The sequence below is a fragment of the Spirosoma gilvum genome (assembly GCF_054776815.1).
Genome location: NZ_BAAHBH010000005.1, coordinates 203,150 through 226,878, shown reverse-complemented (window position 1 = coordinate 226,878; position 23,729 = coordinate 203,150). Strand labels below are relative to the sequence as shown.

The window sequence follows — 23,729 nt, the reverse complement described above, 5'->3', positions numbered from 1 at the left end:
GTAGCTGCGAATTGGACAGAACTTAGTCTGGGCCAAGCACCCGCCTGGCCCAGACTAAGTTCTAATCGCTAGTTGGGAAGAGTATTGATCTTTCGGGAAGTTGTATAATTGGTTAAATAGCCTATTTCAGCATTCCGACCAGATTTTCCACCATCGTGGGGGCACCAATGTATAGGGGTGTTCGCTGGTGCAGATGGCTGGGTTTAATGTCCAGTATAGCCTGGTGCCCAGAGGTAGCCAGGCAACCGGCTTTTTCGGCTAAAAACGCCAACGGGAAGGCTTCATACAATAACCGTAGTTTTCCTTCGGGCGATTTCCGGGTAGGTGGGTACAGGTAAATTCCTCCTTTGAGCAGATTGCGGTGGAAATCAGCCACGAGCGAACCGATGTAACGGGCTGTAAACTGCTTCTTCCGGCAGCTCATCAGGTATTCCTGAACACCATCTTCGTAGCCTTCTACATTGCCATCATTGCAGGAATAGATCTGACCATTGGCTGGGCTATGAATGTCTGGATGCGACAGGATGTATTCGCCCAACGACGCATCGTAGGTAAAGCCGTTCACGCTATGGCCGGTCGTATATACCATGATTGTCGATGAACCATACAATATATAACCAGCGGCCACCTGCCGACGACCCCCCTGAAGGAAGTCTTCCAGCGTGGGTTCTGTCCCAATGGGTGTCACGCGCCGGTAAATGGAAAAGATCGTTCCGATCGATACGTTTACGTCGATATTGGATGAACCGTCCAGTGGATCGATGGCGACCACGTATTTGCCGTGATTGTTGCCGGTATAGATGATGTCCTCTTCTTCTTCTGAAATGATGGCGCAGGCTTCACCACCATTTTTCAGGGCTCGGCTAAACCGAATGTTGGCGATCATATCCAGCTTCTGCTGGCTTTCGCCCTGTACATTCTGAACGCCCATACCGCCAGTCAGGTCAATTAATCCGGCTCGATTCACTTCCCGATGGATGATTTTTCCGGCCAGAGCTATATCGCGCAGTAATTGCGATAATTCGCCGGTGGCATACGGGAAAGCCGTTTGACGGTGCATGATATACCGGTCGAGCGTTACGCCAACCGGCAATGCTAATGGATGGGAAGCCGAGAGTTCCATTTGTTGGACATTCATCGTATTTGATAATTATAATGAATAGATAGTTTCTAAGATTATCGTAGGCTTTCGTTTAGGATGAATAATGAGTATACGTTTTATATATAGGTTTATCTTGAGTTTTCCGTCTTCTGTTTTCAGTTAGCTGGCGTATCAATTATTTCGTGCCAGCTAACTGAAAACAGAAGACAGAGGACTTATTTAAACAACCGGCTCAGACTCAGTAACGTCGAGCTGGACAGGCTGCATTTTAGGTGTTAACAGGTGCATAACGGTCCAGGCCAGCAGATAGGCTGAGCCACACATCAGGAAGATGATACCGTAGCCAGTTTGCAGGTCACCTATCTTTTTGTAATTGTCCAGAATTCGACCAACGATCTCCGGGAAAATGATTCCACCGATCGAACCGGCCATACTGCCGATACCCACCACGGAGCTAACGGCTCGTTTAGGGAACATATCGGAAGCCGTTGTAAAGATGTTGGCGCTCCAGGCCTGGTGAGCGGCACCCGCCAGCCCAATCAAAGCCACAGCCCCCCAGATACTCGGTCCAAACCGAACGGCAATAACAGGCAGCACGAGGAGGGCAAAGATGAACATGGCGGTTTTACGCGCTTTCCAGACACTCCAGCCCCGGCTAATCAGCGCCGATGACAGGTACCCTCCGCCAATACTACCAATACTGACCAGCGTATAGAGCACAGCCAGATACAGGTTCGGCTTTTTGGTGTCGAGGTGGAATGTGGTGGCAAAATAGTCTTGCAACCAGAACAGGAAGAACCACCAGATAGGGTCGGTCAGCATTTTGCCGAATACAAACGCCCAGGTTTGGCGCTTACCCAATAGCAGGCTCCAGGAAACGGGTTTGCCATGGTCGGCCACTTCGTCGGGAGTGGTTTCGTTATCGCTGTGGATGTAGTTATACTCTTCTTTTGACAGTTTGGCTTGTTTCGACGGAATCTCGTAGCCGATGTACCAGAAAACCAGCCAGATAAAGCCGACGGCACCCGTTACGATGAAGGCCATTTGCCATCCCCAGATACCTAAAATCCAGGGCACCAGAATGGGAGCCACTACGGCGCCGATATTAGCTCCTGAATTGAAAATACCCGTTGCCAGTGCCCGTTCTTTCTTGGGAAACCATTCGGCAACGGTTTTGATAGCTGCCGGAAAATTACCCGCTTCGCCCAGACCCAGGCCGATCCGTGCAAAAATAAATCCCATAGTGCTTGTCGCCAGCGCATGTGCCATAGCTGCAATACTCCAGAAGATAATAGCCACCGTATAGCCAACTTTGGTACCGATACGGTCGATAACCCGCCCAAAAATTAACAGACCAATGGCATAGGCTGCTGAGAAAACCTGAACAATGCGGCTGTAATCCAGCTCCGACCAGTTGAATTCTTTTTCCAGCGAAGGTTTAAGTAGTCCCACTACCTGCCGGTCGAGGTAGTTAATGGTCGTAGCAAAGAAAAGGAGCGCTACGATAGTCCAGCGGTAGTTTCCAACGGGTTTGCTCATGCGGGTTGCGGAATAAAGGGTGTAACAATCTGAACTAAGGTCGCTATGCGGTCGCGTAAAGCCGATGGATCAGCACTGTCGCCGGAGAATAATTGAGACCCAATACCAACCGCTGTTACACCGGCTTTAAACCAGGCATTCAGGCTTTCGCTGGTCGGCTCAACACCCCCGGTTACCATGAGCTTTAGGGAAGGTATCGGGCCTTTGATCGCCTTGATAAAACCTGGACCCACCACATTGCCCGGAAATACTTTCACCAGTTCAGCACCCAGGAGGGTTGCCTGATAAATTTCGTTCAGGGTTGAACCGGCAGGCATCCAGGGGACACCCCGTTCACGGCAAACGTCACCAACCGAAGCGGTCGTAACCGGTTGAACGACAAAAGCGGCACCGGCATCAATGAATTTGGTCGCATCTTCAGGGGTCAGAATGGTACCAATACCCAGCGCCATTTCGGGGCAATTTTCCTTCACATAACTGGCCAACTGGGTGAAAACCGCTAAGGCTTTATCGCCCCGGTTTGTGAATTCAAATACCCGTAGTCCACCGTCGTAGCAAGCCTGCAAAATGGATTTCGCATGGTCGACATCGGGGTGATAGAACACCGGTACAATGGGGTGAGTACTAACTAGATCAAGGATTTTATCGGAAGACATAACTGGGGTATTTAATAGTCATTAAGTTGTCATGTATAGTCATTCGCCTTCAGCGTCATTCCATCGCTTCGCCATCAATGTTGATCAGGCAACAAATGACAATCAATGACCACTTACTGACAACCAATGACGTCGAAGACTAATGACTATTGAATGACTTTTTAGAGTAAGGAAGTGATCATCAATTGGCGTTTGGTAATTTCGTCAACGGTCTGGTTGGTCGCATCACCGAACTCCTGTAATTTTCCAAAGGCAGCTTCAGCAGCAAAATTGACTACCTGCTGTGGATCATGACCTTTGTAAAGGCCGTAAATCAATCCTGCCATGAAGCAATCGCCACTACCCACCCGATCTACGACCGAATCGGTTAGCAATTCCGGTGATACGTACTGCTGGCCATCGATGTATAACGTTGTGTAATACCGCAAGCCTGTTGGTGCCATGTCGAATCGAAAGGTGTTGGCAACAACTTTACACCGTGGGAACCGCTCCTGAATGGCTCTGGACGTTTCCAGTGCATGATTCAGATAGTCGGATTGTTGACCTTTAGCGTGAATCGCTTCATCGACCGGGATGCCTAGCAAAGCATTTGCTGCCCAGATATTACCCATCACCACATTACAATGCTCCACAATGTCCGGCATTATATCGATCGGCGAAACACCATATTGCCATAGCCGCGCCCGATGGTTCAGGTCCATCGATACCGTAATGCCTTTGGCCGAAGCGGCTGCAACCAGTTCTTTACAGGCAGCAGCTACTTTGGCGTTTAAGGCCGGACTAATGGCGCTGACATGCAGCCAGCTAGTCTGTTGAAGAACAGCATCCCAATCGACTTTGCCAGGTGCTAGTTCGGAAAAGGCCGAATAGGCCCGGTCATAAATAACGCCCGCATTTTTAAGGTCCGAGCCCTGAGGCAGGTAATAGCTACCCACGCGCTGCCCGAACCGGACAATATCCGACGAGTCAATTCCCTGGCTCGAAACGTACTCGATAATGTCATCGGCCAGCGAATTTTCGGGGAGTACGGTGCTGTATTTGATTGGAATGTCCCATTTTGCCAGGGCCGTAGCCACATTCAGTTCAGCCCCTCCCACATACACGGGCATGGCTGTCTGCCGAATCCATTCACCGTTGGCAATCGGAGAAAACCGTAACAATAACTCACCAAAACAACAGACCATGTATGTTTACTTACTAATTTATGATTTTTCTTTTTGTCATTCCGACGATAGGAGGAATCTCAAGCTTACCTTATAAGCGACTTTGAGATTCCTCCTTCGACTACGCGTCCCGGTCGGAATGACAAAAAAGGAATTCAAATTTACTTAAACTGCCAGCGACATCGGCTTATTGCTGAAACCGAAATAGGCTTTGGCGTTACCGTAGCAGATGTTTTGTACCACCTGGCCAGTCCACTCGATGTCGTCGGGGAGTTCACCGTTTTCAATGTCGTTGCCGAGCATGTTGCACAGAATACGACGGAAATATTCGTGCCGTGGGTACGACAGGAAACTGCGCGAATCGGTCAGCATACCCACAAAGCGGCTCAACAGGCCCATAGTAGAAAGAGCGTTTAGTTGCCGTTCCATACCCTCTTTCTGATCCAAAAACCACCAGCCCGAGCCAAACTGGATTTTACCGGCCACCGATCCGTCGTTGAAATTGCCAATCATGGTAGCAATGAGCTCGTTGTCGGCCGGGTTGAGGTTATAGATAATTGTCTTGGCTAATTTGTCGTTGGTGTCCAGTCGGTCGAGGAAACGAGCCATGGCCCGCGCCTGGGAGAAATCGCCGATGCTATCCCAACCAGTATCTGGGCCCAGTACCCGAAGCATCCGGGAGTTGTTGTTCCGCAAGGCCCCCAGGTGGAACTGTTGTGTCCAGCCTTTTTCCCAGTCCATCTCCGCCAGGTACACCAGCATAGCCGATTTGAATTGCAGAATTTCTGTACCGCTGAGTGAATGGCCTGAGCGAAGTAGATGGAAGATGTTCTGGATTTCCTCGTCGGTGTAGTCTTCCGCATAAATCTGTTCCAGGCCGTGATCGGAAAGTTTACAGCCCATTGCCGCAAAGAAATCGTGACGCTGGCGAAGCGCCTTCAGGAAATCGGCCAGATTGCTGATCGATACATTACTGGCGGCTTCGAGTCGGTTTACATAATGATTGAAGGCAACAACATCTTCGACAGCCATCGCTTTGTCGGGCCGGAAGGTGGGCAACACACCGATTTCAAAACCCTCATCGGCCAGTTTTTTATGGTGTTCCAGCGAATCGACTGGATCGTCAGTCGTACAAACCGTTTCGACGTTCATCCGGCGCATCAGGTTCCGTACCGAAAAATCCGGCGACTGTAACTGTTCCGTGCAGGCATCGTAAATCTGCCGGGCGTTTTTGCCGTTAAGCGTTTCCGTAACGCCGAAATAGCGTTGTAATTCGAGGTGAGTCCAATGATAGAGTGGATTCCGAAGCGTGTAGGGAACCGTTTCGGCCCATTTCTGAAACTTGCTGAAATCATCGGCATTACCCGTACAGAAACGTTCATCCACGCCATTGGTCCGCATGGCCCGCCACTTGTAATGGTCGCCATAGAGCCAGATTTGCGTGATATTCTCAAACTGTTTGTTCTCTGCAATCTGATCGGGCGGCAGATGGCAGTGGTAATCGATGATGGGCATCGGCTTGGCAAATTCATGGTAGAGTTGCCGCGCCGACTCCGTTTGCAACAGAAAATCTTCGTTCAGAAAGGGCTTTTTCATGTATTAAAGAGCGAAAGAGTGAATGAGTGAAAGAGCGAAAAACAGTGTGAGGCAATTCGCTCATTCACTCTTTCGCTCTTTCACTCTATTAAAGAGAAACTCCCCGTTTCCAGGGTATAAAATCGTCCTGACCGTGACGTACGGCGGCTACTTCGACTTCGCCACTGGCTACGCGAATGATTTGGTCGAGCAATCGTTCGCCAGCCTGTTGGATCGTTTCGTCGCCGTCGATCACGGTGCCAGTGTTGACATCAATTATATCAGGCATCCGGTTAGCCAAAGCGGTATTTGACGCAATTTTAACCACAGGCGCGATAGGATTTCCGGTTGGCGTGCCTAAACCGGTCGTAAACAAGACGACAGTGGCGCCCGAACCTACCTCGGCCGTGGTCGATTCGACATCGTTGCCGGGCGTGCAAAGTAGATTCAAACCGGGTTTCGTAACCAGTTCCGGATAATCCAGTACGGCCACAACCGGTGACGTTCCCCCTTTTTTGGAAGCACCCGCTGATTTCATTGCGTCGGTAATGAGTCCATCGCGAATGTTGCCCGGCGAAGGGTTCATGTCGAAACCGGAACCGGCTTCTTTGGCACGCTGGGCATATACGTTCATCAGTTCCCGGAATCGGCCAGCCGTGGCTTCATCCACACAACGATCACATAGTTCCTGCTCAACGCCACATAGCTCAGGAAATTCTGACAGGATCACGGTACCCCCCAAAGCGACCAGCAGATCGGATGCGTGGCCTACCGACGGATTAGCCGAAATACCTGAAAACCCATCCGAACCACCACATTCCAGGCCAACGACTAGTTTGCTCAGGGGAGTCGGTTGGCGAACACAGGCGTTGGCCTGCATCAATCCGGCGAACGTTTGACGCAGCGCCTGACTAATGAGCGATTCTTCGGTGCCGACGGTCTGCTGTTCGAGTACAAACAACGGCTTGTCGAACTGGGGATTGCGCTTCTGAATTTCTTCCTGAAGCATGGCTACCTGGGCATTCTGGCAACCCAGGCTTAGTACGGTAGCACCTGCTACGTTCGGGTGCGTAATGTAGCCTGCCAGCAATCCGCAAAGGGCCTGGGCATCCTGGCGGGTACCGCCACAGCCCATATCGTGCAGGAGGAATTTGACCCCATCGACATTCGGGAACAGTTTAAGCTGACCCCCCAACGACTGTTCGGCGGTTTGCAGATCGGCCTGCAGAATTTCTTCGACCGAGCGACCCGCCTGTACGAGCGAAACCAGTTCCTGAGCCTGTTGCTGGTACGTATTCCGACGACCGTAGCCCAGGTCGTGTACCAGGGCTTCTTCAAGTACCTGAATGTTCCGGTTCTCGCAGAAAACGAGCGGAATCACTACCCAGTAGTTTGCCGTACCCACCCGGCCATCGGAGCGGTGATAGCCCATAAAGGTCTGGTCCTGCCAACGCTCAACGGATGGAGCTGCCCACTGATACGATGAACCGTGCAGGTCGTAACTATTGGTTGCGTGCTGGACATTGAAGGTCGTCAGTCGGCCGCCCATCGGAATGGTCTGTTTCGCTTTACCGACCAGCACACCATACATCGTGATGGAATCCCCCGGTTCGAAAGCCTGAAGGGCTACCTTGTGTTTAGCCGGAATCTCTTCCGTCACGATCAGATTGGCGTTATCCCATTGGACTCGTTCGCCCGGTTCAAGATCAGTGAGGGCAACAAGAACCGAATCGTCGGGGTGTATTTTTAGAACGTTCTGTTTCATTTGGTTACAGTTTCAAGATGGTCAAATTGAGCCGATACTGTAGAGAGTACGCCGTTTTGGACCATTTGGACTAAATAGTGGCTTACTGAATCAGCAAATCCTGGCAGTTGACTCAGGTCGTGACCCCACAAAGCGGTATTTTGTAAGACAGTTGTCGTTAACTCCTGAGGTGAAAGCCGGGCCCATAGGTCGGCAAAGTAACCGGCCTGGGCGTCGTAGATTGGGTATTTAACCCCTTCCCGTTCACCATACCATACCTCATCCTCCTGCGTAGTTGCCTGCATGAATCGCAGATAAGCCGCAAAGCCCAGCGTGATATAGCGGGGAGTTACGCCCAACTGCTTATAGTAATGAAGCAAGGTTGGAATGTTCCGCATCTGCATTTTGGCCGAATACTGCATCGTAATGGCCAGCCAACGGTGTTCGATAAACGGATTGCGGAATCGGTCGAGTACCTGAAAGCCGAACCGCTGCGCGGCTTTCTCGTCAACAGAATATGGAATGCCGGGGATAAGTTCGCCCAGCATGACCCCGCTGATAAAAGCCGACATGATCTCGTCGTCCATAGCCTCACGAACCGTGTCGAAGCCACTCAGGAAGGCCAATGCGCAGCTTAACGTATGTGTACCATTCAGGAGTCGAAGTTTCAGCTCACGGAACAGATCAATATTCGGGCGAATGAAAATGTTCTCGTCAGCCTGGTGGAACGACAGCACGTTTTGGACATGCTCATCGCCTTCGATAGCCCAAAGCCGATATACCTCCGAAATGGTCAGTAGATCATCTTCATACCCCAGTTGCTCGGTCAGCGCGTGTTGGGTAGCGGGGTCAGGGCGGCCAGGAACAATGCGATCGACCAGCGAGTTACAGCAGGTATTGGCGTTTTCGAGCCAGTCGATGAAGGTTCCTTCCAGAGCATTGCGATGCGCCAGTTCGAGCAGGATGGCTTCGAGTTTGGAGCCGTTGTCGGGAATCAGCTCGGTCGGCACGATGACCAGACCTTTTGTTGGGTCGCCGTTGAATGCCTTATACCGAGCGTACAAAACAGCCAATAGTTTGCCCGGAAACGATTCGGGTGGTGATTGCCGAATGTCGTCCTGTACGAGCTGAATGCCGACCTCTGTTGTGTTCGAAATAACGATCTGTAAATCCGGGCTAGTGGCTACCTGTAAGATCTCATCCCATTGTTGTTTGGCCGACAATACCCGACTGATCGCTGAACAAACGATATTCTCTTCAACAAGTTCACGATTTTCGACACCCCGAACACAGAGCGTATATAGATTATCCTGACGGGAAAAGGCGGTCATATCACCCCCATCGGTCGATTTTACAACCACAATCCGACCATTGAAAATGCCCTGACGATTGGCCTTATCGATAAAGTAGTCGGGGAGGCCGCGTAGCAAAACACCCGTACCAAATTGGAGTACCCGCTCAGGAAGTTCCTGATGATCTGATACCGGCAGCTTAATGTCAAGCTGAGACTGGATGGTCGGAAGTAATTGGACAGATAATGGTTGCATAGGACGTCTTTGGTCAGATAGCTATAGAATTAGCTATGAAAATTGTCTTTTTTATGGAAATTTCCGTAACGAACAAACTGAGCGGTATGTAAGTTGATGAAGTAAGATTAAGTAGGATGTTTTTTATATTTAAACTTTTAAAGATATTTATTCACGCAAACGTTATCGGGAACGTTGCCAATTGACGAGTTTGTTGGCAAATGACCAGAAAATGGCGAATTGACCGTTACTTTGAACGAATAGGTGTGGCGCGATAGGGAGTAAGTTTATTTTTGTATTTTACTAATATTTCACTTTGGATACCATCACAATAAAAGATATTGCCCGGGCGCTAAATCTCTCGACATCAACGGTCTCGCGGGCACTGCGGGATAGCTACGAAATTAATCCGGAAACCAAGCGCCTGGTCATCGAATACGCCGAGCGGCTCAATTACCGACCAAATCCCATTGCCCTAAGCCTGAAAGAAAACAGGAGCCGGGTCATTGGGGTCATTGTGCCGCAGATCGCCAATAATTTCTTCTCGCAGGTGATTAATGGCATCGATGCAATCGCTTACAACCGAGGGTATCACGTTATCATTTTTCAAAGTCACGAATCGTTCGAGCGGGAGGTGTTGTCGGTTCAGCAGGCCGTGGCCCGAAAAGCCGATGGACTCCTGATTTCGTTATCGAGCAGTACGTCGGATGTATCGCATATTCGGGAGTTACAGGAGAAGAAGCTACCCATCGTTCTCTTTGACCGAGTCGCCGAAGAGCTTGATTCGATTAGTGTGACGGCCGACAATTTTGACGCAGCGTTTGCGGCTACCGAGCACCTGATTCAGACCGGCCGACGACGGATTGCCCACATTACCATTCCCCCTTACATTTCTATTACGCAGGAGCGACTGGCAGGTTATAAGGCTGCTTTGGAAAAGTACGGAATTCCGTACGATGAAAATCTATTGCGCTACGCTGGTTTTGGCCAGAATGAAGTCGAACCGATCATTGACGATCTGTTAAGTCAGTCACCCGATGCGTTTTTTGCGGCCAGTGACCGGCTAGCTCTTGGTACGCTGGCGGCTTTGAAAAAACGGAATATTGCCATTCCAGGGCAGGTTTCGCTCATTGGCTTCACCAACACGCCCGTAGCCGATTTGCTGGCTCCGCCCATGAGCACCGTCGAACAGCCCGCTCTGGAAATTGGGCAGGTAGCGGCTGAGCAACTGATCAACCTGATTGAAGGTAAATATAAAGGTCTCCAGCCCGAACGCATCAAAATTCCTACCCGAATGGTAGTACGCGAGTCATCGCAGGCTGAAGGGGGCGCATCAAAGGCTTGAATTGTCAATAATTGAATGACTTGAAAAACGGTGCTACAGATCAGGATTCTTTTTGATCAGTAGAGATCCATTGCTGCACTACCTAATCCCTTATCCGTAAATCTAATTGATCGACGGTTTCAGCGTCCGGCTCAGCTTCAGCCAAATACGTACCGGCATGGCCAGCGTACACTCTCAAAATCCGGCCTACCATGCACATCAATGCTACTTGACACACCGGGAAAGGTGCTCGTACTGATTATATAGCTCATTGTAAACTATTGGCGTTACTATTAAGTTGTTGATAATTAGGGTACTATGTGAGGAGGTGTAAAATCTTGAAAAAATAATTAAAAAATGGAGGGGACACTTTCGCGTTTTCCGACACTAGTATATAAAAGCGAATTGTTTAGTTTTTCCCCTGTTAAGTCCAGTGACTACCTATCTACACTATACACCTGAAGAGTTCAGTCAAGACGACCGTTTCCGTCACTGGGTACTTACATCCGATGAGGAGACGGGGCAATTTTGGCAAAACTTCATCACCATTTACCCCGATAAAAAGTCAGATGTTATCCGAGCCCGTGCGCTGCTGTTGGCGATGCACTCGCTAGGAGCCGAGCCCAGCCTTGAACAGGGCCAGCGGATGAAGGAGGCTATATTTGATCAGATTGAGCAGGATGAGCAAACAAACGTATCTGTATTTAAGACCGTTTACACCAACGTGTCAAGGTATTGGATTTCTATTGCCGCTTCCGTAGCCTTAGTGGGTATGGTGTGGTGGTACACCTCAATCCGTGAGTCGAAGCTGTTGCCGCCTACATACGAGAGGCAGGTTGCGCAGGTGAGCGAACCATTGATTGAAAAAGTTAATCCAACCCGAAATACGCAGCGTATTCAACTGCCCGATGGGAGCGTGGTCCAGCTAAGTCCGAATGCAAAGCTGAGTTATGAAAAGGCCTTTACCGGCCGCCAGCGGAAGGTCTACTTATCGGGGCAGGGATACTTTGAAGTGGTAAAAGACGATTCGAAACCCTTTCTGGTGTTCGCCAATAACATTGTCACGCAGGTAGTGGGTACGCGCTTTACAGTCAATAGTTCGCAGAGTACGATTGGCATTAGCGTTACGGTCAAGTCGGGTAAAGTAAAAGTGTTTACTCTGGAGCAGTATCAGAAGCCAGAAACTCAGAAAGCTGAGCAAACCGTTGTGCTAACCGCCAACCAGCAGGCGACCTACGATCCGGCTCAGGCCATGCTGACCAAGAGCATAATTGCCCGGCCGGAGGTGATTCGAAAGCCAGCGAAGTTTCCAGACTTCAATTTTAACAGTGCAGCTATCCGCGATGTATTTGCCACGCTGGAACAATCGTATGGGGTTACAATCCTATACAACCAGCAGACGGTTGAAAACTGCAATCTGACGGCCCAACTGGGTGATGAGCCTTTGTTTAAAAAGCTAGATATAATCTGTCGGACAATTGATGCGACGTACGAAGTGTGGGGAGCAAAAATTGTCGTGACCGGTAAAGGGTGTGCTGCTAACTAACTAATTCCTGTTGAACTCAATAAACCCGTTTCTGCCTATGCGTAAACCCTGACATACTTACCTTCTTACCAAAAAAAAATACCGGTAATGTTCCAGCATTACCGGCAGTTTCCCCCTCGTCTTACCATGCGACAAACCTGTTACCAGCAGGCCGGGGATTGTTTTTGCCCAGTAGTTCCAATACATGAACCAAAACGGAGTAAATCTATGCAAATATTTTTTAATTCCTTACCCTTATTGATCAAAGTTATGAAGATCACAGGCACTCACCTTCTGCTGATTTTGATCTTTACCAACTTCAGCGTCGCGCGACCCAGCTTTGCGCAGGATATGTTGAACCGGCCGGTTTCAATCAACATGAAAAACAAGGAGCTTAGCTCGGTACTTGACCATATATCGAAGGAAACCAAAATCCGATTTACCTATGTGCCCAGGCTCATCGATATGGATCAGCGAATCACATTGGTAACCAACAAGGAAAAGTTGTCTGCCGTGCTGGATCGGCTTCTGAAACCGCTCAATCTGCACTATGAGATCGATGGCGAATTCATCGTACTCAAACGAGACCCCGGCCATAGTAGCCGAGCAGGTGATAATAGTACGTTTGGCTTACCCAAAGGAATAGCCCTGGCCGATATTGCCTTAACGGGTACCGTCGCTGATGAAAAAGGGGAATTTCTGCCCGGTGTCAGCGTCGTATTAAAAGGTACTCAGCGAGGTACGACTACCAATGCCGATGGAGCCTTTAGCTTTAACGTACCTGATAACAAAGGCACGTTGGTGTTCAGTTTTGTCGGCTACATCGCGCAGGAGATCGAAATTGGCAACAAGACTACCTTTACCGTCCGGCTGGCTGCCGAGAGTAAATCCTTGAGCGAAGTGGTGGTGGTTGGTTATGGGGTACAGAAAAAAGAAACGTTGACGGGGGCTGTATCGGCCGTGAATGAACAGCAGCTCAGAGCCGTACCGACTGGCGATGCAGCCGCACGGCTTCAGGGACGCGTAGCCGGTGTAACGGTGGTCACCAGCAGTGAACCCGGTGGGAATTCCACCGTTCGGGTACGGGGTATCGGATCGATCAATAATAATGATCCGCTGTATGTTGTCGATGGGGTTCCGACCAATACAGGTTTAACAGGTATCAATCCCAACGATGTGGAGTCGATGACGGTGCTGAAAGATGCCTCAGCCTCTGCTATTTACGGTTCACGGGCGGCTAATGGCGTTATCGTTGTGACGACCAAACGCGGTAAGAAGGGCACACTCAAGCTAAGCTTTGACGCTCGCTACGGTGCCCAGCAGGCGGCTAACCACCTGGACATGATGAATTCACAGGAGTTGGGCGAACTATTGTGGCAACGGAAGCGCAACAACGGACTTACCCCCGGCGGGGCTGGTTGGGCTGATGCGCAGTATGGCAATGGAGCCACCCCCGTGATTCCCGATTACATCATCCCTACTGGCGCGTCGGCCAGTCAGGTGAATGAAAGTACGTATTCTTACCCAACCCCTTACAACGGCATTACCAGAGCCAATAAAGAGGGAACCAACTGGTTCAAGGAAGTTACGTCGGTAGCGCCCATTCAGGAGTACAATTTAGCCGTATCAGGTGGAGGTGAAAAAAGCAATTTTGCCGTTTCGGCGGGTTACCTGAATCAAAAAGGCATCATCGATTACACAGGCTTCAACCGTTATTCCCTGCGAGCTAATTCGGATTTTACTGTGACCAAATGGCTTAAAGTTGGCCAGACGATTGGCGCAACGTTGTCGGATCGGCTGGGTTATATCAATACGGGCACCAGTAATGCCGGTTCTCCTATCGCCTATGCCATTCGCCAGCACCCGCTGATTCCAGTGTACGACATCCGGGGGAACTTTGCTGGTACGAAAGCAGCCGGAACGGGAAATGGACAGAACCCGGTAGCCAACCTCTACCGTGCCAAAGACAATCTAAGCCGACAGATGCGGATCATGGGTAGTGTGTACGCACAGATCGATTTTACCCCCAATTTGTGGTTTAGGAGTTTAGTCGGTATCGATTACAATGTAACCCGGGGCAAGGTTCGTACACTGGCTGATCCTGAATGGACTCAGACCACCAACAACAATGTACTTACTGAATCACAACAGGATATTTTCCAGTACAATTGGACCAATACCCTCAACTTTAACAAAACGTTTCGGGATGCGCACACGGTCAACGTGTTAGCTGGGGTTGAGGCTATCCGAAATAACAATCAGATCTTCACCGCCACCCGGTCTACCTATCCGTTTACGGATCTGGATTACATGGTGCTCGATGCTGGCCAGAAGGACGTTTCCAACACAGGTACCTTCGATCAGTGGGCTCTCTTCTCCTATTTTGTTCGGGTAAACTACGACTATAAGGGCAAATACCTGTTTGAAGCGACCACCCGCCGGGATGCTTCCTCCCGTTTTGCTGCGGCCAATCGATGGGGGACCTTCCCGGCCTTTTCGGTGGGCTGGCGTATTGTTGAAGAGCCTTTCTTAAAGAGTGTTAATTGGCTGAGCGACTTAAAAATTCGGGCTGGCTGGGGACAGAACGGCAATGATAACGTCGGTAACTATAATTCGTATACAACCTACCGTGCAGCCGGTGCTGAGTCGTATTATAACATTTCAGGAACCAGCAGTACCAAGTCGGATGCAGGGCTACATATTTACTCGCTGGGGAATCCCGCTGGTCAATGGGAGTCGTCTACAACCACGAACCTCGGTTTGGACGTAGTGCTGTTGAACAACAAGTTTGAAGCCAACATCGATGTCTATAACCGCCGGACCACCAACATGCTTTACCCCGATTCCCGGCCCGACACCTGGGGGGGCGTGGTGCTGCCATCCATCAACGTCGGTGAAATGCGCAACAACGGAATTGATGTAATCTTAAGCTACCGGAATCGCATCGGGAAAGACCTGAACTTCAACATTAGCGCGAACCTGTCGCATTATAAAAACACCGTTGTTCGTCTGAATGGCAATCCGAGCGAAATTCGGTATGGGAATACATTGCAAAACGATGTCTACACCGCGACCACAGCGGGCCAACCCATTTCTTCGTTCTTCGGATATATCGTCGACGGTATCTTCAATACGCAGGAAGAAGTTAGCCAGTGGGCCAAGTACAATCCAGACATTAACGGACGGGATGCCTATAGCCGACCCGGTGTATTCAAATTCAGAGATATAAACGGTGATGGAAAAATTACGACAGCCGATCGGACGTTCATCGGCTCTCCCCATCCGACGCTTTCGTATGGGCTGAACCTGGGCCTCAATTACAAAAACTTCGATATGACGATGTTCTTCCAGGGCCTGGCCGGTAACAAAATCATTAATTATTTCAACCGGGAAATTCTGTTTACCCGCAATGAAGGCAACTACCTGAAGCGTCGGTTATACGAGTCCTGGACACCCGAACGCTATACCAATGGTGACAAGATCACGCTGCCGATTACGCTTACCGATGATGGGAACATGCAAAAACCTTCTACATTTTTTGTCGAAAGTGGGGCTTACCTGCGCATGAAAGATTTTCAGATTGGCTATACCTTACCGGCTGCGCTGACCAAAAAGCTGAACGTCGACCGGCTCCGGGCCTACTTCCAGTCAACCAATTTATTTACCCTGACCAAGTATTCAGGTCTGAACCCCGAGGTTACCGAACCCAACGATGGTAATAAAGGCGTCGACACAACGGTGTATCCCACGCCCCAGATTTTCATGCTGGGCCTGAATCTGAACTTCTAATTCCTTTTAACCGAACCGACATGAAAAATAAGATATTCATCAGTCTGACAATGCTACTGGCCCTACTGGGTTCCTGCACGGGGGACTTTTTAGAGATTAAGCCCAAAGGCCAGACATTTTTTGAATCGCTAACTAACAAACAGGGAATAAACCTGCTGCTGACTGGGGCATATGCCGATATCGACGGTGTCAACGGCACTGTGGGCGACGGCTGGGCGAGCGCGGTGACCAACTGGGTGTTTGGTGGCGTTTCTTCCGACGATGCTTACAAAGGCTCCAATGCGGGCGATCAGAACGCCATCAACGCCGTCGAAGGCTTTTTTGCCGATGCGCAGAATTTGTACGTTTCCCAGCATTGGACACCCCTGTATGACGGGGTGGTTCGCTCCAATGACGTGCTCAAAGCGCTCAAGCAGGCAACCGATATGACCGATGCCGAAAAGAAGCTGGTTGAAGGTCAGGCACGGTTTCTCAGAGCGCATTATTATTTTGAGCTGACCAAGGTACACGGCAAAGTCCCCTATATTGATGAGAATACGACCAATCCGACAATCGTGCCGAACGATCACCTGCTGTGGCCAGAAATGGAAGCTGACTTTAAGATGGCGGCTGATGCACTTCCGTCCCGCTGGTCGGATAAAGGGCGGGCTACGAAATGGGCGGCCAAAACCTATTTAGCCCGTGTGTATATGTTCCAGAAAAAATTCCAGCAGGCCCGGGAGTTGCTACAGGATGTGTATGCGAATGGCGGCTTTAGCCTGATGCCCAGCTACGAGCAGAATTACATGATCAAGACCATTAACAATGGGGAGTCGATTTTTGAAATTCAGTACGCGGTGAATGATGGGTTCCCGAATTCCCCCAATGCAGGCCTTGGCGAATCCATCTGTGGGCCGCATTTTATTGGGTCCAGCGGATTTTACCTGCCAACCCATAGTCTGGTGAGTGCCTACCGGGTTGGGACCGATGGGCTTCCCTTGCTGGATGACACGTATTCGGCGGATGATATCCTGCCATTTGCCACCAACGGTTCGTCTGTTTTATATAAAGGGCCAGTCGACCCCCGGCTGGACCATACAGTAGGTCGGCCTGGCGTTCCCTATCTGGATTATGGAATCCACCAGGGACTTTCTTGGGTTCGTGATCCCAGCAATGCAGGGCCGTATAACAACAAGAAAAACATGTTTCTCAAATCGGAGCAGGGCGCCTTGTCGAATACTACCGGGGTACGGGTTTTTCCGAATGCGAACAATTACCGGGTGTTTAAGCTAAGCAACGTGATTATCTGGCTGGCCGAATGCGAAGCCGAAGTTGGATCGTTGCAAACTGCTACGACGTTAGTGAATCTGATTCGTAACCGGGCCAAAAACTCCAATGTGGTTCGGTTTGCCGACGGTACACCCGCTGCCAATTATAAAGTAGAGCCCTACCCAAGCACCTTTCCTACGAAAGACTATGCGTTAAAAGCGATTCGGTATGAAAGTCGGCTTGAATTTGCGATGGAAGGGATTCGGTTCTTTGAATTGGTACGCTGGGGAATCGTCGGACCAGTCATGAACAACTACCTCGCAGTGGAGGGTACGGTCTTGCCTTACAATAAAGGCAAGGTGTTTAACGTGGGGCAACATGAGATTTGGCCCATTCCACAGCGTCAGATCGACATTTCTGTCAAAGATGGCAAGTCCGTATTAACCCAGAATCCAGGCTATTAACACACGCTAACTCAAGGATCAGTAGCCCCTTAGTACAAGGGGCACTGTTCTCTTCATGTCAAAAAATAATCAACCATGAAAAATATGCTAAACGTCAGGCATCAAAAAGGAGCTGTTTTCTGGACAACGCTGGCCCTTATGGCTACAGTGCTTATTGGGTTTGTTGCGTTTCGTTCGGCCAAAGATGACGAAGACGACTACGCTGAATGGACGATTTACGGCGGAGGCAGTGAGAACATCAAGTACTCATCTCTGGCTCAGATCAATACCAGCAATGTCAAAAATCTGCAGGTCGCTTGGGAATATGCGTCGGGCGAAGCTTCTGCGACCAATACGACCGACATGAAAACTAACCCCATCATTGTCAATGGGGTCATGTATGGGCTTAATCCGCAGTTAAAACTGTTTGCGCTGGAAGCAGCTACCGGTAAGGTCAAATGGGTGTACGATCCGGGCAGCATTCCCGAGAAGGGTAAAAACACAGGCCGGGGGCCGTTTGGCCCTTCCACCAAGATTTCGCGGGGAGTGACCTATTACAATGGCGGAAAGAATGACCAGCGGATCTTATATACCCCCGGTGGTGGGCATATGCTCTACTGCATCAATGCACTAACGGGCAAGGTTATTCCAACCTTTGGCACCAACGGACACATTGACTTACACGACGATCTGGACATTGAAAATGCGCACGATCTGCACATTTCCAATACTAGCCCCGGCATTATTTACAAAGACCTCATCATCATGGGTTCCCGGCTGGCCGAAGCTGCCGAAGCTGCGCCAGGTCACATCCGGGCGTTCGATGTGCATACGGGAAAACGCAAATGGATTTTTCACACCATCCCTCATCCCGGTGAACCAGGCTACGAGACCTGGGAAAATTCGAATGCCTACAAATACGTTGGTGGCGCCAATGCCTGGGGTGGCTTTAGTCTGGACGAAAAGCGGGGAATGGTCTTTGCTGGTACAGGCTCGGCCACACCCGATTTTTACGGAGGTAATCGAAAAGGGAATAACCTGTACGCCAACTCAATACTGGCCTTAGACGCGGCTACGGGTAAACTGAAATGGTATTATCAGACGGTTCACCATGACCTCTGGGACTGGGACCATGCTGCACACCCTATCCTGGTAACGGTCAAAAAGGATGGTAAACCCGTAGATGCCGTTGTCCAGATCACCAAGCAGGGCTTTATTTTTATGTTCAACCGGGAAACCGGAGAACCCATCCATCCGATCAACGAGGTGTCCGTTCCTAAATCGGACCTGGCCGGAGAATGGACTTCGCCCACCCAGCCCGTTCCGACGTTTTTTAAACCCTTCGTCCGGCAGCGGCTCACCGAAGATGATCTCTTAAAAGAAGGCATTCCCGATTCATCCTACCAGGACATCCTTAAAAAGTTTCGGTCCTATAAAACCGACAACATGTGGAATCCACCGTCGTTACAAGGCACTATCGAAAGCCCCGGCTGGAATGGTGGAGCCGAATGGGGTGGCCCTGCGTTTGATCCCACCACGGGCATCATGTACATCAATGCCAACGAATCGCCCTGGGTAATGAAGATGCAGGAAGTGAAAAAGGGAGCCGCGATTGCCAGTAAAACCAATTTTGAAGCAGGGCAGATGCTGTACCAGCAAAATTGCAGTGGTTGCCATGGGAAAGACCGGCGGGCGGGAGAAACTAATCCGGCCTTAACGGCAAACCCGTCGCTGGTTGGGATTGAAAAAGGTAGCAATTTGAAACCAGGACAGAAGTATGATGAGGAATCGTTTAAAAGTCTGATTAGTTCGGGTCGAAATAACATGCCGCCATTTGGCCATTTGAGCGCCGAGCAGAAAACAGCCCTGGCTTCCTTCATTTTGAACCTGGACAAGATCAAGGATCAACCCTTTAAGGATCTTAATACCAAGGAGGAACCAGAACATTTCAGAACGCCCTACAGCTTTGCCGGAGGACCTTACGGGATCGGAAAATTCCTGACTAAAGAAGGCTACCCCGCTGTCAAGCCACCCTGGGGGCATTTGTCTGCTGTTGACCTCAACACCGGTAAAGAACTTTGGAAACAAGCCATTGGTGATTACCCCGAAATGAAAGCTAAAGGTATCCATACCGGTAGCGAAAACTTTGGTGGATCGGTTGTGACGGCTGGGGGACTTGTCTTCATTGCCGCCACACGGGACGAAAAATTCCGGGCTTTCAACAAGAAAACAGGCGAGCTTCTGTGGGAAGTAAAAATACCCGCAGCCGGGATTGCGACGCCAGCGGTTTATCAGGTCAATGGGAAGCAGTTTGTGGTCATCGCTTGTGGGGGCGGGGGCAAGCAACGAACCAAATCAGGCGATAAGTACGTAGCGTTCGCTCTACCGACCACCCAAAAATAGGTTTTAGGATCGTTTCAATAGATCGCATTTGATTATGAGAAAAAGACAAAACCGGCTGCTAATGCTACTGATCCTACTGACTGTAGGGTCAGTAGCCAAGGCCCAAACGTCCGATGGCGACTGGCAGGCACTTTTCAACGGGAAAGATCTTACGGGCTGGAAGCACCTGAACGGCAATCACAAAGTGGAAGCCAAAGATGGTATGATTGTCGGAACGGTAGTTCCGGGCGAGCCTAACGGATTTCTCTGTACAGAAAAAGAGTACGGAGACTTTATTCTGGAACTGGACGTGTCGATCGATACGACGATGAATAACTCCGGTATTCAGTTTCGGAGTTTAAGTAATCTCGATTACCTAAATTACCGGTTACATGGGTACCAAATGGAGGTCGACCCGAAGCCGCAGCGGTGGAGTGGTAGTATTTACGACGAAGCACGCCGTGGCTGGTTATATACGACCGAGTTGAATCTGCCTTCCAAAAAAGCCTTTAAAAACAACACATGGAACCACTACCGCATTGAATGCTTCGGGACCAGTAACCGCACATGGGTAAACGGCGTGCCGGTTTCGCATCTGATTGATGATGAGACGCTCAAAGGAATGATTGGTTTGCAGCTACACAGCAATAACCCCAACGACCCGATCCCTCCAGGCAATCACCAGATCCGCTTTAAAAACATCCGAATTAAAACCCAGAACATTAAACCCTCACCGCCCGACGAAATATTCATCGTGAATCTGATCGCTAATGACCTTTCAGAAGCGGAAAAAAGAGCGGGGTACAGCTCACTTTTTGACGGAAAAACGGCACAGGGACTGGCGGGAGCTGCTAATTCAGTATTTCCTGAATCGGATTGGGTGATTGAACAGGGTACGTTGACTATCAAAGAATCGAAGCGGAAGGAAAAGAAAAGTGTGTTTTTGAAAAATCCGTATGCTGCTTTTGAGTTGAAATTTGACTTCAGACTGGCCGAAGGGGCCGATAGTGGCGTAAAATACGGGTTGGCTAAAGCGGAGGAATCGACGGAAGGGCTTGAATTTCAAATCCAGGACGATATGCTGCCCGGCAATGTGCCGAGGGGAACCGATCTCACCGCACTGGGTTCGGTGAAGGGGTTGGCCGAGTCGAAGCAGACGATTTTCTCGAAACGGCGGATCGGCCAGTGGAGCAACGCCATGATCCGCGTTTATCCTGACAACCGTGTCGAACATTGGATCAATGGGTTCAAAATGGCGGAGTATAAAGGTAAGTCACATGAAAAGGGGTTTATCATGCTGGAGAACAACGGATTATCGGTTTCGTACCGGAGTATTAAAATCAAAGAATTACGCTGATGCAGACAGGTAGAGCGCTCGCCATTTTTGTGCTGGTTGTATGGGGTATTGTGCCAGGCTTTGGCCAAAAACCGAACGGAAATACGTTTGAAATCATTGTCGGATCAGATACGTCATTTTCCATTTACAAAGGCAACGCCAAGCAACTGATATTGACACAGGTAGCCAAAGCGGCTGAGCGTCCCTACATCCACCCCATCATGGCTCCCGACGGAGAAGGGCCGGTTACGGAATTTCGTCCGGGGCATCATTTGCACCAGACAGGGCTGTTCTGGGGATTAAAGCGGGTCAACGAGCGAGACTATTTTATGAAGTGGAAGGGCGACTACTGGAAGCGCGTTTCTGCTCGTATTACTCAACAGAAGGGTAATCAGGTGGCCTGGCAAACGGTCTATAACCTCCTCGACTCAACCGGCCGTACCGTTTTAGTAGAAACCCAGAACTGGACCTTTCAGGAAGTTGATGGACGATATATTCTGGATTTCGGCTGGAAAGGGCAGGCCCAGACAGAGGTGACAATGGGTAAATTTTATGTAGGTGGCTTGTTTGTGCGGATGCCCTGGACCAAAGACCTGGCTGGCGAAGCGATTAATGCGTCTGGTCAAACGAACAAGCAGGCCGAAGCCCAACGAAGTGAATGGCTGGACGTGGGTGTGCAACGAAAAGGCCGCTCGGACTGGGCGCATTTTACGGTATTTGATAATCCTCAAAACAAAGCGTATCCAACGCCCTGGCGCGTCGACGGTGAATTCGGGGTGGGGCCTTCTCGCCAGATTACTGGCGACTGGACCATTCCCAAAGGAGAAACCGAGATCATTCGCTACCAAATCCAGATTTATACCGGCCCGATCAATCAGGATCAAATTCGAGCTGCTGCCAAAGCCTATCAGGAACTGTACCGCTCCAAATAAATGACCGTTCACTAGCACTGATCTCTGTTCATAACGAATTGCTTTAGCAATGGCTGAGCCGCTATGTCTGGTGGTCAACGGGAGTGCTTTTGCCCTATTAACTCTTCAGAAATCTTTAACGATTAATCACCACAAATTTTGATTATGGATTTAACTACGATCAATCGGTCCCGTTTGTTTCAGGCCAGTTGTCTGGCGTTGATTACAACGGCCTTTTCCTTTAGTATTCGAGCGGGTATACTGCCACAGTTAGGCAAAGCATTTGGCTTAACTGCCGAGCAATTGGGGTTTATTAACTCCATGTTCTTTTTCGGATTTCCCATCTCAATGATCATCGGGGGCTTGATTTATCATACGATTGGGCCCAAACAGATTATGCGCGTCGCGTTTGTGGCCCATACCATCGGCATTCTGTTGACCATCTACGCTCAGGGGTATACAGGCTTACTGATTTCTACGTTTTTTATCGGTTTTGGTAATGGCTGTACCGAAGCCGCCTGCAACCCGATGATTGCCGATATGTATTCGGGTTCACTGATGAATAAGATGCTGAACCGTTTCCATATGTGGTTTCCGGGAGGCATTGTCATCGGCAGCTTGATTTCTAAATTCATGACTGACGCAGGCCTATCCTGGCAGGCCCAGATTTGGGTGATTATGTTACCTACCGTTTCATACGTGATTCTATTCTTTGGGCAGGCCTTTCCCCAGCCGAAAGTGGAAGGGGCAGGCTCACTCGCCCAAAATACACGGGCGCTGTTCACCCCATTATACATCGCTATATTCTGCTGCATGGCCTTAACGGCCATCACTGAATTTGGGCCGCAGCAATGGGTGGGTCTGATTATGAGTAAGAGTGGAGCGAGTCCGATGCTTATTCTGGCGCTAGTAACCGGCCTGATGGCCATAGGGCGGTTTTTTGCCGGTCCGGTCGTTCATAAACTGGATCAGACCAGTATTCTGTTAGGCTCCTCTATTTTCGCGCTGATCGGTATTTTCCTGTTCAGTACCCAAACGGGTGCGGCTGCTTACGTTGCCGCCATCTTTTTTGCCATCGGCGTCTGCTACTTCTGGCCGACCATAATTGGCTTTGTGGCCGACTACATCCCCTTAAGTGGTGCTTTGGGTATGTCGATTGTAGGGGGAGTAGGGATGCTTTCGACAGCTATTTTTCAGCCCATTATTGGCCGTTGGATCGATGGTGCAAAGGCCGAATTAGCCTCGGTGGACTTCCGTGGAGAAAATCTTGAATTAGCTGCCGGTCAAGCCACGCTCGCCAAAATGACCACCTTTCCCATTATTCTGATTCTAGCTTTCACCATTCTCTGGTTTGTCATGCGGAACCGAAAAGCAAGGATAGCAGCCAAAGTCGTTGCTGCAACTGACTATTAACCCTTCGTTCAAATTTCAAGTAGCCTTCATGTTTTTAAGCGCCTGCGTTAACC

The 23,729-nt window shown here is 49.8% G+C and carries 15 protein-coding genes; 8 read left to right on the top strand and 7 right to left on the bottom strand.

What is annotated here, in order from left to right; translation table 11 throughout:
• Window positions 1-121 precede the first annotated feature (121 nt).
• From fbp to ACYVFD_RS15020, 7 genes are all read right to left on the bottom strand, one after another.
• On the bottom strand, window positions 122-1,123 hold the full coding sequence (gene fbp / locus ACYVFD_RS15050; RefSeq protein WP_461091346.1) for a class 1 fructose-bisphosphatase: 1,002 nt from the start codon (window positions 1,121-1,123) through the stop codon (window positions 122-124).
• A gap of 198 nt (window positions 1,124-1,321) precedes the next feature.
• Complete coding sequence (locus ACYVFD_RS15045) at window positions 1,322-2,641, bottom strand: MFS transporter (RefSeq protein WP_461091000.1); 1,320 nt, start codon at window positions 2,639-2,641, stop codon at window positions 1,322-1,324.
• Complete coding sequence (locus ACYVFD_RS15040; RefSeq protein ID WP_461090998.1) at window positions 2,638-3,297, bottom strand: beta/alpha barrel domain-containing protein; 660 nt, start codon at window positions 3,295-3,297, stop codon at window positions 2,638-2,640. Before ACYVFD_RS15040 ends, ACYVFD_RS15045 begins: the two co-directional genes overlap by 4 nt.
• A 161-nt stretch (window positions 3,298-3,458) precedes the next feature.
• Window positions 3,459-4,481, bottom strand: a complete 1,023-nt coding sequence (locus ACYVFD_RS15035) for a sugar kinase (protein ID WP_461090997.1) — start codon at window positions 4,479-4,481, stop codon at window positions 3,459-3,461.
• Between the two features lie 144 nt (window positions 4,482-4,625).
• Window positions 4,626-6,056 carry a glucuronate isomerase gene (gene uxaC, locus ACYVFD_RS15030; protein WP_461090996.1) on the bottom strand — a complete coding sequence of 477 codons (1,431 nt, stop codon included), beginning with the start codon at window positions 6,054-6,056 and terminating at the stop codon, window positions 4,626-4,628.
• An 88-nt stretch (window positions 6,057-6,144) separates the two neighbouring features.
• A complete protein-coding gene (locus ACYVFD_RS15025; protein WP_461090995.1) occupies window positions 6,145-7,800 on the bottom strand; it encodes a UxaA family hydrolase in 1,656 nt (551 codons plus the stop codon).
• Complete coding sequence (locus tag ACYVFD_RS15020) at window positions 7,797-9,326, bottom strand: tagaturonate reductase (protein ID WP_461090994.1); 1,530 nt, start codon at window positions 9,324-9,326, stop codon at window positions 7,797-7,799. Before ACYVFD_RS15020 ends, ACYVFD_RS15025 begins: the two co-directional genes overlap by 4 nt.
• 295 nt (window positions 9,327-9,621) lie before the next feature.
• On the opposite strand from ACYVFD_RS15020, the gene ACYVFD_RS15015 reads away from it, so the two are divergent.
• From ACYVFD_RS15015 to ACYVFD_RS14980, 8 genes are all read left to right on the top strand, one after another.
• On the top strand, window positions 9,622-10,650 hold the full coding sequence (locus tag ACYVFD_RS15015) for a LacI family DNA-binding transcriptional regulator (protein WP_461090993.1): 1,029 nt from the start codon (window positions 9,622-9,624) through the stop codon (window positions 10,648-10,650).
• Between the two features lie 412 nt (window positions 10,651-11,062).
• Window positions 11,063-12,175 (top strand): FecR family protein, encoded by a 1,113-nt coding sequence (locus ACYVFD_RS15010; protein ID WP_461090992.1) that lies wholly within the window; start codon window positions 11,063-11,065, stop codon window positions 12,173-12,175.
• Window positions 12,176-12,382: 207 nt separating this feature from the next.
• Window positions 12,383-15,943 carry a SusC/RagA family TonB-linked outer membrane protein gene (locus tag ACYVFD_RS15005; RefSeq protein ID WP_461090991.1) on the top strand — a complete coding sequence of 1,187 codons (3,561 nt, stop codon included), beginning with the start codon at window positions 12,383-12,385 and terminating at the stop codon, window positions 15,941-15,943.
• A 20-nt stretch (window positions 15,944-15,963) separates the two neighbouring features.
• Window positions 15,964-17,655 carry a RagB/SusD family nutrient uptake outer membrane protein gene (locus ACYVFD_RS15000; protein ID WP_461090990.1) on the top strand — a complete coding sequence of 564 codons (1,692 nt, stop codon included), beginning with the start codon at window positions 15,964-15,966 and terminating at the stop codon, window positions 17,653-17,655.
• A gap of 75 nt (window positions 17,656-17,730) precedes the next feature.
• A complete protein-coding gene (locus ACYVFD_RS14995) occupies window positions 17,731-20,037 on the top strand; it encodes an outer membrane protein assembly factor BamB family protein (protein WP_461090989.1) in 2,307 nt (768 codons plus the stop codon).
• 61 nt (window positions 20,038-20,098) lie between these two features.
• The gene (locus ACYVFD_RS14990; protein WP_461090988.1) at window positions 20,099-21,373 is read left to right on the top strand and encodes a 3-keto-disaccharide hydrolase; all 1,275 of its coding nucleotides are present in this window, start codon (window positions 20,099-20,101) and stop codon (window positions 21,371-21,373) included.
• Window positions 21,373-22,284, top strand: a complete 912-nt coding sequence (locus ACYVFD_RS14985) for a DUF6807 family protein (protein WP_461090987.1) — start codon at window positions 21,373-21,375, stop codon at window positions 22,282-22,284. The genes ACYVFD_RS14990 and ACYVFD_RS14985 overlap by 1 nt, the downstream gene beginning before the upstream one ends.
• A 144-nt stretch (window positions 22,285-22,428) precedes the next feature.
• On the top strand, window positions 22,429-23,676 hold the full coding sequence (locus ACYVFD_RS14980) for an MFS transporter (RefSeq protein WP_461090986.1): 1,248 nt from the start codon (window positions 22,429-22,431) through the stop codon (window positions 23,674-23,676).
• Window positions 23,677-23,729: the final 53 nt, after the last annotated feature.